General features: G+C 41.4%; 20 protein-coding genes. 15 read left to right on the top strand and 5 right to left on the bottom strand.

The window, feature by feature from the left end; genetic code table 11:
• The first annotated feature begins 12 nt into the window (after window positions 1-12).
• Window positions 13-588: a hypothetical protein gene (locus tag SporoP17a_RS01990; RefSeq protein WP_083031720.1), complete on the top strand. Its 576-nt coding sequence runs from the start codon at window positions 13-15 to the stop codon at window positions 586-588.
• Between the two features lie 119 nt (window positions 589-707).
• Here SporoP17a_RS01990 and SporoP17a_RS01985 read toward each other — a convergent pair whose 3' ends face one another.
• Both SporoP17a_RS01985 and SporoP17a_RS01980 read right to left on the bottom strand, forming a co-directional pair.
• Window positions 708-1,145 (bottom strand): DUF948 domain-containing protein, encoded by a 438-nt coding sequence (locus SporoP17a_RS01985; protein ID WP_029053736.1) that lies wholly within the window; start codon window positions 1,143-1,145, stop codon window positions 708-710.
• Between the two features lie 5 nt (window positions 1,146-1,150).
• Complete coding sequence (locus SporoP17a_RS01980; protein ID WP_233193572.1) at window positions 1,151-1,564, bottom strand: DUF948 domain-containing protein; 414 nt, start codon at window positions 1,562-1,564, stop codon at window positions 1,151-1,153.
• A gap of 223 nt (window positions 1,565-1,787) precedes the next feature.
• Here SporoP17a_RS01980 and SporoP17a_RS01975 point away from each other — a divergent pair, with 223 nt between their 5' ends.
• Complete coding sequence (locus SporoP17a_RS01975; protein WP_083031714.1) at window positions 1,788-2,786, top strand: EAL domain-containing protein; 999 nt, start codon at window positions 1,788-1,790, stop codon at window positions 2,784-2,786.
• 81 nt (window positions 2,787-2,867) lie between these two features.
• Window positions 2,868-3,620 (top strand): SDR family NAD(P)-dependent oxidoreductase, encoded by a 753-nt coding sequence (locus tag SporoP17a_RS01970; protein ID WP_083031711.1) that lies wholly within the window; start codon window positions 2,868-2,870, stop codon window positions 3,618-3,620.
• 324 nt (window positions 3,621-3,944) lie between these two features.
• On the opposite strand, the gene SporoP17a_RS01965 is transcribed toward SporoP17a_RS01970, so the two are convergent.
• Window positions 3,945-4,370 (bottom strand): MarR family winged helix-turn-helix transcriptional regulator, encoded by a 426-nt coding sequence (locus SporoP17a_RS01965; protein ID WP_237262362.1) that lies wholly within the window; start codon window positions 4,368-4,370, stop codon window positions 3,945-3,947.
• A 233-nt stretch (window positions 4,371-4,603) separates the two neighbouring features.
• On the opposite strand from SporoP17a_RS01965, the gene SporoP17a_RS01960 reads away from it, so the two are divergent.
• Both SporoP17a_RS01960 and SporoP17a_RS01955 read left to right on the top strand, forming a co-directional pair.
• Window positions 4,604-6,316 (top strand): methyl-accepting chemotaxis protein, encoded by a 1,713-nt coding sequence (locus SporoP17a_RS01960; protein WP_083035839.1) that lies wholly within the window; start codon window positions 4,604-4,606, stop codon window positions 6,314-6,316.
• Between the two features lie 108 nt (window positions 6,317-6,424).
• Window positions 6,425-6,775 (top strand): YolD-like family protein, encoded by a 351-nt coding sequence (locus SporoP17a_RS01955; protein ID WP_167693361.1) that lies wholly within the window; start codon window positions 6,425-6,427, stop codon window positions 6,773-6,775.
• Window positions 6,776-6,809: 34 nt separating this feature from the next.
• Here the strand turns inward: SporoP17a_RS01955 and SporoP17a_RS01950 are convergent, their stop codons facing one another.
• The gene (locus tag SporoP17a_RS01950; RefSeq protein WP_083031705.1) at window positions 6,810-7,187 is read right to left on the bottom strand and encodes a nucleotide excision repair endonuclease; all 378 of its coding nucleotides are present in this window, start codon (window positions 7,185-7,187) and stop codon (window positions 6,810-6,812) included.
• Between the two features lie 116 nt (window positions 7,188-7,303).
• Between SporoP17a_RS01950 and SporoP17a_RS01945 the strand changes: the two genes are divergently transcribed.
• The 8 genes from SporoP17a_RS01945 to SporoP17a_RS01915 all read left to right on the top strand — a co-directional run bounded on the left by SporoP17a_RS01945 (window position 7,304) and on the right by SporoP17a_RS01915 (window position 11,910).
• On the top strand, window positions 7,304-7,924 hold the full coding sequence (locus SporoP17a_RS01945; RefSeq protein WP_237262361.1) for a DUF3298 and DUF4163 domain-containing protein: 621 nt from the start codon (window positions 7,304-7,306) through the stop codon (window positions 7,922-7,924).
• An 88-nt stretch (window positions 7,925-8,012) separates the two neighbouring features.
• Complete coding sequence (locus SporoP17a_RS01940; protein WP_083031703.1) at window positions 8,013-9,023, top strand: proline dehydrogenase family protein; 1,011 nt, start codon at window positions 8,013-8,015, stop codon at window positions 9,021-9,023.
• A gap of 380 nt (window positions 9,024-9,403) precedes the next feature.
• The gene (locus SporoP17a_RS01935; RefSeq protein ID WP_083031700.1) at window positions 9,404-9,826 is read left to right on the top strand and encodes a hypothetical protein; all 423 of its coding nucleotides are present in this window, start codon (window positions 9,404-9,406) and stop codon (window positions 9,824-9,826) included.
• 222 nt (window positions 9,827-10,048) lie between these two features.
• Complete coding sequence (locus SporoP17a_RS17295) at window positions 10,049-10,261, top strand: GNAT family N-acetyltransferase (RefSeq protein WP_083031697.1); 213 nt, start codon at window positions 10,049-10,051, stop codon at window positions 10,259-10,261.
• A 22-nt stretch (window positions 10,262-10,283) separates the two neighbouring features.
• Entirely contained in the window at window positions 10,284-10,502 is a 219-nt protein-coding gene (locus SporoP17a_RS01925) for a hypothetical protein (RefSeq protein ID WP_083031694.1), read from the top strand.
• Window positions 10,503-10,524: 22 nt separating this feature from the next.
• Window positions 10,525-10,695, top strand: a complete 171-nt coding sequence (locus tag SporoP17a_RS16835; protein WP_167693360.1) for a hypothetical protein — start codon at window positions 10,525-10,527, stop codon at window positions 10,693-10,695.
• 48 nt (window positions 10,696-10,743) lie between these two features.
• The gene (locus SporoP17a_RS01920) at window positions 10,744-11,400 is read left to right on the top strand and encodes a hypothetical protein (RefSeq protein WP_083031691.1); all 657 of its coding nucleotides are present in this window, start codon (window positions 10,744-10,746) and stop codon (window positions 11,398-11,400) included.
• Window positions 11,401-11,472: 72 nt separating this feature from the next.
• Window positions 11,473-11,910, top strand: coding sequence for a hypothetical protein (locus tag SporoP17a_RS01915; protein ID WP_083031688.1), 438 nt, complete (start codon window positions 11,473-11,475; stop codon window positions 11,908-11,910).
• Window positions 11,911-11,936: 26 nt separating this feature from the next.
• Here the strand turns inward: SporoP17a_RS01915 and SporoP17a_RS01910 are convergent, their stop codons facing one another.
• Window positions 11,937-12,953, bottom strand: coding sequence for a DUF1646 family protein (locus tag SporoP17a_RS01910; protein ID WP_083031686.1), 1,017 nt, complete (start codon window positions 12,951-12,953; stop codon window positions 11,937-11,939).
• Between the two features lie 100 nt (window positions 12,954-13,053).
• On the opposite strand from SporoP17a_RS01910, the gene SporoP17a_RS01905 reads away from it, so the two are divergent.
• Both SporoP17a_RS01905 and SporoP17a_RS01900 read left to right on the top strand, forming a co-directional pair.
• Window positions 13,054-13,314 (top strand): hypothetical protein, encoded by a 261-nt coding sequence (locus SporoP17a_RS01905; RefSeq protein WP_083031683.1) that lies wholly within the window; start codon window positions 13,054-13,056, stop codon window positions 13,312-13,314.
• A 263-nt stretch (window positions 13,315-13,577) separates the two neighbouring features.
• Window positions 13,578-13,778: an alpha/beta fold hydrolase gene (locus SporoP17a_RS01900; RefSeq protein ID WP_083031680.1), complete on the top strand. Its 201-nt coding sequence runs from the start codon at window positions 13,578-13,580 to the stop codon at window positions 13,776-13,778.
• The last annotated feature ends 363 nt before the right edge of the window (window positions 13,779-14,141 follow it).

Below are 14,141 nucleotides of genomic sequence, written 5' to 3'. Positions count from 1 at the left end.
GGAGGGCAGAATATGGAGTTAGTACAAAAATCTGTAGGCAGCAGGAAGCTCTTTATCTTCATTATAATTTTATTGTTACTTCTTACCGGCATGGTATTTTCAGCTTGTTCAAAAGCTGAGGCAGAAGATCCAAATGTAGCTGTTATTGAAAAGGTCCTTACAATCCAATTTAAAAGACCTGACAAAAAGATGATGGATTTGCTTCAGGATCCAAATCATACACATGTTGTAGATGGCAAAGAAGTAAATCTAGAGTTTGATCAGTATATCGCGGAAATATACGGAGAGTACTTTACCGAAGACTATCTTACTTCATTTATACAAACATGGGGGTTGGTCTATCCTACTTTGGCAGACGCATCTGATTATAAATTGGATTTAAAAGAAGTAGTTGTCGAACAACATGGCGCGTATTCCAATCGATATACGTTCACTGCGACTGTCGGTTATATAAAAGACAGTGAAGATGGAAAAGTAGCGGATGTATCAGGAGTCGTTCTATTCTCCACTAAAGAAAAAGGGAAAATCGGCAAATTTGAATATGAGGAAGATCAAGGGCTTACCAATGAATTATCTTCAAGTGAATAAGAAAATCTCCTTCGAATAGGTGATGAAACGCAAACGATTGACATATAAAAGACCACTAATTCATGTAGCGAATTAGTGGTCTGCTTTACGTTTTATATAGGACTGAACAACTCTTCCACTTAAGGTCGCATCTTCTTCAGCTCTTTACGTTGCTGCATCAAATAAAATGCCAACGTAGCGACTCCATATAACCCTTTATACTCTTTTTCGCGAACAAACTCGCCTGCATTCCCTACACGATCTTTAAAACGAATCGTCGTATCGAGTGCGGCAGTCGTTACTTCGCGTGAAGCCTCACCAACATCCCCGACAATCTGGAAGACCGGTGTCACTTCATAAATCTGTTTGTTTACATTACTGATCGTATCATTCGTCGTATGCAGAATTTGCTGTGTCTGACCCGTAACTTCTGCTACCGTTGACGGCAGGGTATCGGTCGTCTTCTTGACACTTTCCAATACTTCGGTCAATTTTCCAAGTGGTTTAATTAACACGATTGCGACAATAATTAGCGCGATGCCGATGAGCAATACGCCTATTCCTAGTACCCAATCCATCAAGTTCACCTCTCTCCGTTATTCTGCTTCATCTTGTAGAACATTTTTGACGCTACTTCAGACAATGCAGTCGTTTGCTCCATCAGCTTGGCGTATTTGCCAGGAGGCGCTGATACTTGATCTGCCATTTTAGCGATAGAGTTTTGCACGTACTGGGTGGATTCGCGAAGTTCTTTCGCTGAAGCCGCCAATCCGTCAACCGATTGCAGTTTTGCATTCGCATCATCCGCAATTTGGTTTGTCTGCGTCATGAGCTGATCCGCTTTATCTGTGATACCGCCCACTTTCAGTTCCACACGTTTCATCGTTTCTTTTACATCTGTCATTGCTTCTTTGACCGCTTTGGCTGTTTTAATAATAGCAATTGCGATAACCACTAAAGCCGCAACGGCGACTATGGCACTAATATACAAGAGCACCTTCAATCTAGTCACCTCCACATAATAAGTGCGTTTCTAATTTGAACGTCTAACTTCCGTCGAAACGAGTAAACGTTCTATATCCTTGTCATTCCACAAATGAAAGTAATCTAAACCCTGGCGTGCTATTTAACTAGAAAAACTATATTTCTATACTCCTGTATGAGAAAAGGACCTGAAATATGATATGATTTTCAAATCAGATGCTGAAGGAGTGAAGTAAATGCCTTGCAAAGGTTGTGTTGTCCGTGAGATGGATTATGAAGTCTCATTTGAAAATTGTAAACAAACAGCATTGTTCGAATCAGTAGAAGATCATTTGAAACGAGCCGAGATGCTGGTGAACCAGGAAAGTTATACATTTCATGTGAAAGAACAAGGGATAAAAGAATTATACGACTTTTGCGTCGATCATGCAGTAGAAATAGATTCCATTCAGTTTCGTCTCGATCAAACCGACTGGCGGCCGTTCTCGGAAGTCATGCAAGTAGTCGACATGCAATGGATTGACCAAGTCATTCAAAACGAACAATTGGCGAGCCATTATCAGCCTATTGTTACACCCGAGCTCGAGATTTATGCCTATGAATTGCTTGCGCGCTTTTATCATCAAGACGGTAGAGTGATTTATCCAAATGAAATTTTCTCCGCAGCAAAAGAGCGCGGTAGATTATATGCTCTTGACAGAGTGTGTCGTCTAACGGCAGTTCGCTACGCACAACAGATTACGCAAAAAGCATTTATTAATTTCATTCCAACCGCTATCTATTCGCCGGAGTTTTGCTTGCGCTCGACGATTCATTTGGCGAAGGAATTGGAAATTGATCCATATCGTTTGATTTTCGAAGTTGTGGAGTCGGAAAAAGTGGAAGACATGGGCCATTTAAAAACGATTTTGGAGTACTATCATTCAAAAGGATTCGAGTATGCGCTTGATGATGTCGGGGAAGGCTATAACACAGTTGAAGTCCTCTCATTCCTTCGTCCGAACTACATGAAGCTCGATATCAAGTATGTACAAGGTGTCGCGACTGATCTTGCTAAGCAACATATCGCAGCAGAGTTTCTTGAAAAAGCGTTGGCGGTGGATTCGATTCCTTTAGCAGAGGGTATAGAGACGGTAGAAGATTTTGAGTGGTTGAAAGCGAATGGGTATCAGTTGTTCCAAGGCTATTTATTCGGCAAACCGTCGGCAGTTCCACAAGTTGAAATTTTCATATAAGATATGTGCGTTGTTAAGAGTAATTAGTTTACACCGAATTTGATTTAATATTAAAGTATAATCAATAAGGAGATGGTACATATGAAATTAGACAAAAAAGTTGCAATCATCACGGGTGGGGCTGGCGGCATCGGATTAGGTATCGCTACAGCCTTCGCGAAAGAAGGTGCGATCGTTGCGATCGTCGATTTAAACAAAGAAGCAGGCGATGCAGCGATTGAAAAATTGCAGAAAATCTCTCCGCAATCGATTTTTCTTCAAGCGGATTTAACTGCTCGAACAGAATTACCTTCTATTGTCGAGCAAGTCGTAACGAAGCTCGGAAGGTTGGATATTTTAGTAAATAACGCTCATGCTTCACGTATGAAATCTATTGAAGAGATGACGCAAGAAGACATAGACCTTTCGTTCAATACAGGATTTTATCCAACGCTTTACTTGATGCAAGCTGCACTGCCACACTTGAAAGAGTCAAAAGGCACCGTGATCAACTTCTCATCCGGCGCAGGATTAAATGGTGATGTGAATCAAGGTTCATACGCTGCGGCAAAAGAAGCCATTCGCGGGATCACAAGAGTAGCGGCAAATGAATGGGGCCAATACGGCATTACGTGTAACCTGATTTCACCAATTGCTAAAACACCTGGCATCGAGCATTGGGGAAAAAAGAATCCCGAATCGTATCAAGCGATTCTTGCGAAAAACCCACTCGGCCGCTTGGGCGATCCAGAAAAAGATATCGGCCGCACAGCAGTTTTTCTAGCGAGCGAAGACGCTTCTTACATCACGGGTCAAACCATAATGGTAGACGGTGGGTCTATTAAATTACGATGATATAATTATGTAAGGCTGTCCTGATTTATAGGGCAGCCTTTTTTGTGTGTGGGATAGGGCGTTAGGGGGAGTATGAGCGGCTGGGTTGGTTGATAGAGCGGTTGGCGTGTGGGATAGAGCGTATGCGGTGGAAGTATGAGCGGCTGGGGTGGCTGATAGAGCGGTTGGCGTGTGGGATAGAGCGTTCGCAGGGGAAGTATGAGCGGACGCGATGGCAGATAGAGCAGCTAGCGCACGCGATAGAGCGCTCACGCATATCCATTGAGCGCATTCACAAAGCCTCGTACCAATAAAAAAGGCTGCTCCATAACGGAACAGCTTTCCTTAAACGAATGTGTTATTTAACTTAGTGTAAATTTGAACTAAACTATTTCGTTCAGCCTCCGATAAGTGACTAAAGAACTCCGAACGCACTTGTATTCCACATTTCTGCGCTTTGCCCAAAATATCAATGCCTAGGGGTGTTATTTTCCAATACTTTGTTCGGCGGTCTTCTTCATCATTACGTAACGTAATAAATTCACTTTTAATGAGCTTTGACGACAAATGCGTCAAGGAAGCGGGCGTGAAGCCTAATGTCTCAGCCAAATCAGAAGGGCGTTGTTCACCTTTGTTATGTAACTCTAGCAACACAAGAATATGAGAGATTCCTAGGGATAGCTTGGATTCTTGCTGGAAACGGATCAGCATTTTATTCGTCACTTGATCCATTAAATGTACCAAATTAAAAATTGTTTGTTTTTCATTCAAAAATGAACGCCTCCTGTTCCTTTAAGAAACTTTATGTTTATATACTATTCATCATACAATATTATATATGAAATCACCCCGTTGTGACACGATAATAATACCTACATTTCACATAATAATTTAAATATTAAAGAGTTTTTCATTTTCTTCTTTTTAATTGTAGACTGATAGAGTATGATAAAGACAACGAATGAACTAGATAAACCAAATATGAAGGGTGGGCATAAGGTTTGATGAAAGTTAGAGATTCGTTAACATTTCAGCTAGGTTCTATTATAGCTGGAATCCTGGTGGTGATGTTGGCTATTACATCACTGGCTACATATAAGACTGCTTATGACAAACTGTATGATGCGGCAGGAATTGAAGCGTACGGCTGTGCCAATATTACTACGGGATTGATTCGACCTGGTGATATGGAAAAGGCAATGGCTGGTGACGTTGAAACACAAGATGAACTTGGAAAGACGCTAAATTGGACGACTGAACATAAAAATATATTTGAAACACAATATATTTTGGATTTGGATGGAAAAATTATTGCCCTCGACGATAATCTGAAAGCAAAAGGATTTAAGCCGGGAGACCAGTTTCATTTAGACGAAGAAGCGATTGCGGATCTACTCGAACATCGACATTCAACGTACTCTCAGCCTTACGAGTATGGCGGTATGGAGCGGCTTTCAGGTTATGCGCCAATACATGAAGATCAAGATGCGAGTAAAGAAATCATCGCAGTCAGCGTAATTGATTTCGATGCCAATATCGTTAAACATCGTACTTGGGATGTTGTACGCGACGGAATCTTGATCAGTATTATTCCTATGATACTTGCTTCAATTGGAACAGGATTCCTCATTCGCAGAAAAACGAAGCCGATCACGAGTTTAATTGAGCAGGCGAAGCAAATTGCGGATGGTAACTTGGCGGTTCAACCGACAGAAGTGAAGTCACAAGACGAAGTGGGCGACTTGGCTCGTACGCTGAATCGTATGACGGTGAACCTACAAGACATGATCACGACGATGAATACGACATCGCAGCATTTATCCGAAAACGCAGGGGAAACTTCTGCATCGCTTTCTGAAATGCGTGAAGCGATTACGATGGTTGCGCACAATATCGAAGAAGTCGTCACAGCTGTTACAGATGGTACCTCAACTGCGGAGCACGCAACGAGTATTCTCACGGGATTAGCAAGTGGTTTGAACAATACGAAACAAAGCGCTGACTCAATGCTCGTTAACTCCAATGAAACGATGAAGATTGCATTAGAAGGCGCAAAACGCGCAGAAGAAATTAGCCATGATATGGAATTAATTCGAAATGGATCACAAGAAGTTGGAGATACAATCCAAAACTTGGTTGAATCTACGACGAAGATCCAAAACATCACAGGTTCCATCGCGGGAATCGCAGCTCAAACCAATTTACTCGCGCTGAATGCTTCTATTGAAGCGGCTCGTGCAGGTGAACACGGTAAAGGCTTTGCGGTAGTAGCGGAAGAAGTACGGAACTTAGCTGAGCAATCAAATCAGGAAGTACTGGAAGTAGAGAAGCTAGTGAAGGATATTTCTGATCGGATCCAGCAAGTTATTACTTCCACATCGGAAAACACGAAACACATCACAAAAGGTACAGAAACAGTGCAGCTTACGTCTCAGTCATTGAGTAATATTTCTGTAGCAGTTGGAGAAACGGTCAAAGAAATCAAGAACATCTCGAACTTGATGACGTCGGAAGCCGTGAAATCAACGGAAGCGGTACAGTTGATCGAGCACTTGACGCACGCTGTACAAAATATTGAAGACATGACCAATAATATCGCGGCAGCTGCCGAGCAAACGACAGCGAGCATAGAAGAAATTTCAGAACGTTCTACGCAGACCAATCAAATGGCGCGTGAACTGGAAGTGTTTGTCGGTTCATTCGAATTACCTAAATAAACACTTGGCCATCGCTTTACAAGCGATGGCCTTTTTTTACCATTGATTTTCGAATGTATGTTCTGTATACTACGAACATACATACGCTTAGGAAAAGGGGAATATCGAATGGAAAGGAACCGAGATAGAGGGAAATTGAAGTGGACGTCGCTCATGCTGCCTGAACACCTCGAGAGACTACGTGATTGGCAACGGGAAGATGAGTATATAGAACGGCCCGAGTTAACCGATTGGGAGCTACAAACGATGCAAGAGACGCTTGAAGTAGCTTGGCGCAGACGTGATGAGACATGGATTAAAACTTGGCATGATGGAGAAGTTCGCTTTCATCAAGGGGAGATCGAAGCGCTCGACTTGCAGACGACGACCATTGTGCTGCGTGATCCATTCGGAACGGAAAGAATTCATGTAGCAGATGTGGTAGATGTCCAATTATCAAAAGAGGCAGATGGTGTTTAACCAAAAATAAAAGCCGTCTGCGGGGGCAGACAGCTCAGTCTCTGAAAAATGCTTTTTCTACGTTATATTTAGCTTGCTGTGTGTTGATTACGTATGTTTCGTAGATCTCACGTTCCATTGGATCATCGATAATGATAGCGGAAATCTTTGCTACTTCCTCACGGTGATTGCGTAATGGAGACACTTGATCGTCAAAATGCTTTTTCAGACGCGGACGTAATTTTCGTGCTTTTCCTACGAATAACAATTCGTCACTTTGGTTGAAGAACAACAAAAGGCCGCCTTTATCACGTGGAATTTCATGAAAATCGATGAAACCATAGATTGGCTTAATTGGCGTTTCATCCGGTCCCATTTCTTGTTTTCTGCGGACGATCGTTACGTCCGGTTTAGGTAATGTAATATTGATCATTTTACTTCACATCCTTATATCAGTCAGTGTTTATCCTATCATACGACTCCAAAAAAAGCGAGAAACTTTCTATCGGTCCCTTGCATATAGTAAACAAATGTCTTGGGAAGGATGAAATGATGAAAAACCCTGTTGTTATTCAAACGTATCACATATCAAATAGAAAGCCGAAAGTGGATGTGTCTTATCCTGTCATCACGCAACTGGGCGATCCAAAAGTTCAACAGAAGCTAAATCAAGTACTGTTCAAAGAAATGAATAAAATGCTAGAGGATAATAATTACTATGACCCAAGCCTTGTCGAGATGGTCGCCACGTATGAAATTAAAAATAATCAGCGTGATCTTTTTAGTATTAACTTGATCGTCTATTCGTTCACTGGGGGAGCGCATGGAATGACTTACGTCAAATCTTTGACGTTTGATACGAAGACAGGAAGGCAATACAATCTGCAAGACCTGTTCAAGCCGGGTAGTCCTTATGTGCAGCGAATATCGGAATATATTAGACGCCATATCCAGCAATGGAAAACACCTATAATTGAACCATTCACTAAAATCAAACCCGATCAGGACTTCTATATCGCGGACACAAGTCTCGTGGTCTACTTCCAATTATACGAAATTTCACCTTATGTGGCCGGCTTCCCTTATTTTCCGATTCCCTTGCTCGATTTACAGGAGATCATTAAACCGAATAGTCCAGCAGACCGAATGCTACCGTTCATAGGAACGTAATAATAGCTGAACAAACAAATGTATGGGCTTACATGACAAAATAGTGTTATAATTTCGATATACGAAATATACAAATGAGGTGGAAACTATGCTAAGAAATTTCTTTATCGGTTTATCTGAAAACCAACTACTGAATCAAGCTGCCCAAAAATACGGCTTTCAACTAGGGGCCCAACAAGTCGTGGCAGGAACTAACATCGAAGAAATGATTACTAGTGTTAAAGAGCTCAATCAAGCAGGCATTTCATGCACGATCGACAATTTGGGTGAATTTGTGTACGAAAAGAGCGAGGCTGTTGAAGCAAAAGAACAAATCTTAGCAGTAGTGGACGCGATCCAAGAACATCAAGTGGATGCGCACATCTCGATCAAACCATCACAGCTCGGCCTCGATATTGAGTATGCGTTTTGCGAACAACAAGTAGAAGAAATCGTCAAACGAGCAAATACAGTAGGAATGTTTGTGAATCTTGATATGGAAAATCACTCGCGACTTGAACCGACGTACCGTTTACTAGATGAATTAAAAGCAAAGGGCCATGAAAATGTCGGAACTGTTATCCAAGCTTATTTTCACCGTGCGTTAGATGATACGAAAAAATATAATGATACACGCACCCGCCTAGTAAAAGGGGCGTATAAAGAGTCACCGGACGTTGCATATATAGATAAACAAGATATCGATGAAAATTATATTAAAATTATTGAAGAACATTTATTGCACGGAACGTTCACGTCAATTGCGACACATGACCACCACATCATCAATCATGTGAAGCAGTTTGTAAAAGAACATGATATTTCACGTGATCAATTCGAGTTCCAGATGCTGTACGGTTTCCGCCATGAGTTGCAGCTACAGTTGGCGAAAGAAGGCTATAATTTCTGTACATATGTGCCATTTGGAAAAGACTGGTACGGATACTTTATGCGCCGATTAGCGGAGCGTCCGCAGAATATGAACTTAATGGTGAAGCAGGTATTCAATAAGAAGACGAATACGATGATTGGCCTAGTTGCCGGCGCGTTTGTGCTTGGCCGATTAAGCAAGCGCGGGAGTGACGACAAACAAGATGGCGGTTGGGTGAAGTATCGGTGAACGGTTGGATATAGGCAACGTAGATCAACATTCAGTGGGGGCGCGCTCATAGATTTGTTCAAGCGCTCATCATGTATGCTTGACCGCTCTATAGAATGAGATACCCGCTCTATCGTTGTCCGCAAGTGCTCTATGACGTGCGACTACCGCTCTATCAAGGCATGTAACCGCTCATTACGCGGTTGCAACACTGCTATTCTCGGACGTAAACGCTAGAAAGTAACAATATGTCAGTTATCCACTTCTTTGCATTCCAAAACACTGCTATCCTCGCAGTGTTTTTTTATACTTACTTTACATAAAACATGGGAAATAGTAGTGTTAGAGATAGTTAAAGAACTATTCACTCTTCATTACACCAAAGACAGGGGGAGAGTTCTATGAAAAAACTTTGGATCATCGTTCTTTGTGCAGTCGTACTGGTCGGATGTAACACGAACCGAACATTGTCTTACGAGGAAGTCACCATGAAGGACTTGGATAAGGGCAATCAAAAATTCTCCGAACATGCGCAAGCTGAAAATGGCGTGTACTTATTTTACGACACGTCGGACGATAAATTGGTCGTTTATTTTAATACCTCTCATGAAAGCCAGGAAGATTATGCTGTGGACTTTACAAACTTTGACGTAGAAAGCGATGGAGACACCTTGTACATTCTGTATGATAAGAATCAAGATGAAGGCGAATCTAAAACCTTTCAAGAACAGCAATTCTATGAAATTTACTTAGACAAAGAATATGAAACGATCGAGCTGTTCGAGAATGGAGATCCGGTAGCATTCACTTCCGTCTATTCATAATGAGTGCAAAGTGAAATAGGGTGAGGACAGTTAAATACCGGATCAAAGTGGGTATTCCGAGAATACAGGCAGGCTACACCGCTGACGCGTGTGCTAGGAAAGTATTACGGCTTCAATGCAGAGTGGTGTAAAGGCGTAGATTGGCTATATAGAAGCGGAACCGGTTGCGGTGTTTCGTTTCTATTGGAAAATGAAAGCTTCTACTTTTCTTGATTCTCTGTCGTGCCGGAAAGACGAGATCAAGGAATTGCGAAAGAAATATTACGAATTTTAAAGGAATATGCGACGCAACACGGGAAGAGAGTAGTAGCATGCAAAGTACGAGCGGATGTGCCGAGAAACATCTCACTCTATCAATCGATTGGCTGTCACGTGTCTGAGGAATATGTATTACATAGAACGGATGGTATATCGATTACTGTAGTTTCTATGTAGAAATCGCTGGGGGGTTGTGCAAGTGGAGAAACAACAGAAAAATACCCGCGATGTTTTACAATACTTGGCGCTCTTCATTGTATTGGGATCGCAAATTGTTCGTCTCATTCTATATAGTACAGGAGTTGCGTATACAATTTCTGAAAAGACGTTAAACCTATGGATGTATATAGGATGGGGAGCTGCCATCGCTTTATTGCTAGTATCTTATCTGTTTCCGAAAAAGGAGCAGTCGGAATAAGCCGTGAAAGGAGGAAATACATATGCACAGCAACAATCTATTTTTTTCGTTTCTACCTATTTTAAGCGTATTCATATACATCGTCCCGATCGCATTCCTAGTATTTACTGTATGGTTCGGGTTGAAATTTCTTAAAATACAAGAACGCAAAAATGAAATCCTTCAATCGATCGTAGAAAGACTCGATCAGTAGTTGTAAGAAGATCAACCATTTTAAATTTAATATAGAAGGAGAAACACCGTGATAAAAAATAGAATTGCCCTTATAAGCGCTGTGGTGCTTCTCGCCATTTGTATGTTGTTATTTTTTCCCTACCCAAATAATCCATTAATTGGAGCTACCGTGACATTCATGTCGTTTCCTATTCAGACCGATGATGGACTCGTCTGGAAAGGAATAGTAGGTTCTCTTTTGTTCCTGATCGCGATGGCGTTACTGATTTACGGATTGAAGAAATTTTATGTGGTGTTAGCTGTCCTCGTACTTTTCCTGTATGCATTCATTCCGGTATATCTCATTACGGCGTATCAAGAAACAGTAGCGAGCGGTATAGGAGCGATTTCCTACAACCAGAATGGCAAGTGTACATTTGATACGTTGGACAATTATGAACAGATGAATGGGGACTGCCAGTTCACTCTGAAAAATCACAGCAAACATCCCGTATCGTTCGAGCTGGAGTTCATGGACACTGGAGTGGGTCAAGATGAAATGAAAATGGTATCACTAATGAATATAGCGGGTCCCTATAAGATGACAATCGAAGGAAATCGGACGGAATTCATTGAGCTCACAGAGATTTTGGACGTCTCAGATGTATCGGATCATATCTATAGCGGATCGACATCAGACATTCATTTCAAGCTAATCGAAGAAGAGAAAGAACGTATATTTTAATATCAAAGTCAAATTAGGATTGAATATGCTTAACAATAGGGTATTCAATAAAATAGACAAGGAGAGGATCTCATGCTTCGAAAACTATTTTATATGACGTTTTTGATAGTTGTACTGACGGGTTGTCAGACCGCAGATAAGAACAGTACATCGAACACGCCACAAGAGGCAATCGAACAGCTTCATGCTGAAGAAGGATTTGCGGAAGTCGTGAAATTGTACCGGACAGTGGAAATCGATAATGATAAGGTAATCACTGTCTATAAAGGGTTATTGGATGAAACGGAAGAAATATTTATCGCAAAGTTGAACAAAGAGAAAGATGATACGTGGACGGTAACGGATGCGGTTGGAATCGGCATGCCTTCTGATGAGAATATAGGGGAGAGCGTCAAAACTTCTTCGTTTGAAGCGGGCTTCACAAAGAAGAATAACGCACCGAGTCCTAATACTAAGTTGGTTCAAACGGATGACAAAAAATATAGAGTCTGGATAAAAGTCATCGAGTAAAACAAAAGACCGCGTGCGGTCTTTTTTTATTGCCTGCTTAGTAAAATAACAAAATAGACGACCATCGCAAGCAATCCAAGTGGTACACCGACTCGTGCCCATTCTCCGCTCCGGATATTGAGCTTACCCGCTGCGATAATATTTGGAATATTACCAGGAATCAACATTCCACCACTGATCAGCAAGCCGAGCAACAGTGCTTGAATCGTCGACTCGTCCATCGCGGGACTAATTTCTGCGGCAGCGAGTGTTGCGTTGTCGAGTACAGCTGAAATCATATTGATCCAGTAAAGTGTCAATGGATGAAGATCGAGTAAGTACAGTGTGATCAATGGCTCAAACCCTGCGCCGAGCAATGTTAATGCCAACACGAATATATACACTTTCACACTGCGCCCGAAAATACTTATGTACGACTCTGCCGCTTGTCCAGAAGAACGGTTCCGCGAGCGGTTGCGTGGGCGAATGAGGAAGAAAGCGAGCAGTCCGAAGACGAACACACCGGCTAGAATATCTGTTCCAAGCAAGTTCAGTAAGTAATAAAAGTCTTCATCCAGTTTATTTGTCGCAATCGTTGAAAGTGGTTCTCCGATCGGTGTCAGTACTGCACCCATGCCGATTGCATAACAAGCTAAAATTACGAAACGGATTTCTGACGTTCGATCCATTTGCAAGACGGATGCGATGGCAACGAGGACTAGCGCGGCAATGATGGCGGTGATTATACTCGAAATTAATCCCAATCCTATAATAAGTAGTGCTAAAAATAAGCGAAATGGAATGATTCGGCTACCTGATAATACCGCTTTCTCAAACGGATGTCGTATCCAGCGGAACACGATACCCGCCACAAGAACTGCAAACGTAATATGCAGTGGATCGTGTAACGCTTTATTCCACAGCTCCCACTGAAATACTCCGCTAACATATGCTGTAGCACAACCCATAATAAATAAAAACAATTCCAAATTACGTTCGATCTTCGGAACGGTAAACGGTAATAAAAGCACCAACCCCAAAATGATGAGCAATCCAGTGACCATACGTATCTCCTTTCGCCAATCTTTCTTCTACACTGTATGCAAAAAGCCGATTCATCTTGCATAGAGTCTGAATAGAATAGTAAAAGAGGAGGGACACGCATTGGAAGTTTCAGATATTGTACTGATCCCTGTCATTGTTGGATTAACGGAAATTTTAAAAATGTATGGATTGCCAAAGAAACTTATCCCAATCTTTTCTTTACTATTAGGTATCGGTGGCGGAATCTTCTACTTATTTCCTCATGATTGGAAGTCAGGGATACTGGGCGGGATCATTATGGGGTTGTCGGCAAGTGGGTTATATTCGAGTGGGAAGACGATTGTTAGGAAGCCGCCGTGTGATGAGGAAGATGAACAGTGAGTTTTACAAAAATAAGCCTTTTATTCATGATTAGACATGAATGAGGGGCTTTGATGTTTGGAACATATATGAATTGCCGATGATGCTGAAGTCAGTAATTCTAGTAGAATTTTACTCTTATTAATAAGTATTACTGCACTCATGTTTTTCCACTTTGACCATTTTATTTTGTTACACTGTAAGCATACGGCAGAAAAATCTAACGATGACTTACTATACAGCTTCCATATCATATGATTTCATGAATAAAAGGAGGCAGCCTATTGACAATTAATTTTAATTTGTATGGTGATAGAGAACAACCTTTACTTGTGTTCTTACACGGTGGAGGTGTAAGTAGCTGGATGTGGAATGAACAGATAAAATACTTCAAAGATTATAAATGTCTAGTTCCTGATCTACCGGGGCATGGAAAAAGTAAAGATGGTAATAATTTTCTAAATGATGTAAGACGCATTAATTAATACTGCCTTACTTTTCATCCATAGACTAATGAGACCTGGATTATTCATTATCTGAAGTAAAATTAAAAGAGGAGATGTAAAATAAAATGTGAATTGCTGGGCAATGTAGCATTAGTAGCACTTACATGATTATTGATTTATGACTTTACCCTAAGTTGTTTATCCCTGCCATCATCGGATGAATCGAAAACCTGAAAATGTACGGATTACCAATGAAGTGGATATCGATCAAACAACATCAGAGAATCGTTTTGAGAGGAAGAAAAGTGGGGAGCAGTTTTCCGTTAATTTGCGACTGTGATATAATCGGCTGGATTATGTAAATTCGAACTTATGACCAAGCCAATCTATAAGGGGGGACCT

The organism is Sporosarcina ureae (assembly GCF_002082015.1).
Taxonomy (GTDB): Bacteria; Bacillota; Bacilli; order Bacillales_A; family Planococcaceae; genus Sporosarcina; species Sporosarcina ureae_A.
Note: the sequence above shows the minus strand (reverse complement) of the source record. Positions and strands in the feature narration are given on the sequence as shown.

What these genes read in the sequence shown, in the direction of transcription:
- SporoP17a_RS16835 (WP_167693360.1), top strand. Translation starts at nt 10,525, where the DNA reads ATGCACAGCAACAATCTATTTTTTTCGTTTCTACCTATTTTAAGCGTA.
- SporoP17a_RS01970 (WP_083031711.1), top strand. Translation starts at nt 2,868, where the DNA reads ATGAAATTAGACAAAAAAGTTGCAATCATCACGGGTGGGGCTGGCGGC.
- SporoP17a_RS01940 (WP_083031703.1), top strand. Translation starts at nt 8,013, where the DNA reads ATGCTAAGAAATTTCTTTATCGGTTTATCTGAAAACCAACTACTGAAT.
- SporoP17a_RS01910 (WP_083031686.1), bottom strand. Translation starts at nt 12,953, where the DNA reads ATGGTCACTGGATTGCTCATCATTTTGGGGTTGGTGCTTTTATTACCG.
- SporoP17a_RS01945 (WP_237262361.1), top strand. Translation starts at nt 7,304, where the DNA reads ATGATGAAAAACCCTGTTGTTATTCAAACGTATCACATATCAAATAGA.
- SporoP17a_RS01985 (WP_029053736.1), bottom strand. Translation starts at nt 1,145, where the DNA reads ATGGATTGGGTACTAGGAATAGGCGTATTGCTCATCGGCATCGCGCTA.
- SporoP17a_RS01935 (WP_083031700.1), top strand. Translation starts at nt 9,404, where the DNA reads ATGAAAAAACTTTGGATCATCGTTCTTTGTGCAGTCGTACTGGTCGGA.
- SporoP17a_RS01975 (WP_083031714.1), top strand. Translation starts at nt 1,788, where the DNA reads ATGCCTTGCAAAGGTTGTGTTGTCCGTGAGATGGATTATGAAGTCTCA.
- SporoP17a_RS01960 (WP_083035839.1), top strand. Translation starts at nt 4,604, where the DNA reads ATGAAAGTTAGAGATTCGTTAACATTTCAGCTAGGTTCTATTATAGCT.
- SporoP17a_RS01915 (WP_083031688.1), top strand. Translation starts at nt 11,473, where the DNA reads ATGCTTCGAAAACTATTTTATATGACGTTTTTGATAGTTGTACTGACG.
- SporoP17a_RS01955 (WP_167693361.1), top strand. Translation starts at nt 6,425, where the DNA reads ATGGAAAGGAACCGAGATAGAGGGAAATTGAAGTGGACGTCGCTCATG.
- SporoP17a_RS01990 (WP_083031720.1), top strand. Translation starts at nt 13, where the DNA reads ATGGAGTTAGTACAAAAATCTGTAGGCAGCAGGAAGCTCTTTATCTTC.
- SporoP17a_RS01950 (WP_083031705.1), bottom strand. Translation starts at nt 7,187, where the DNA reads ATGATCAATATTACATTACCTAAACCGGACGTAACGATCGTCCGCAGA.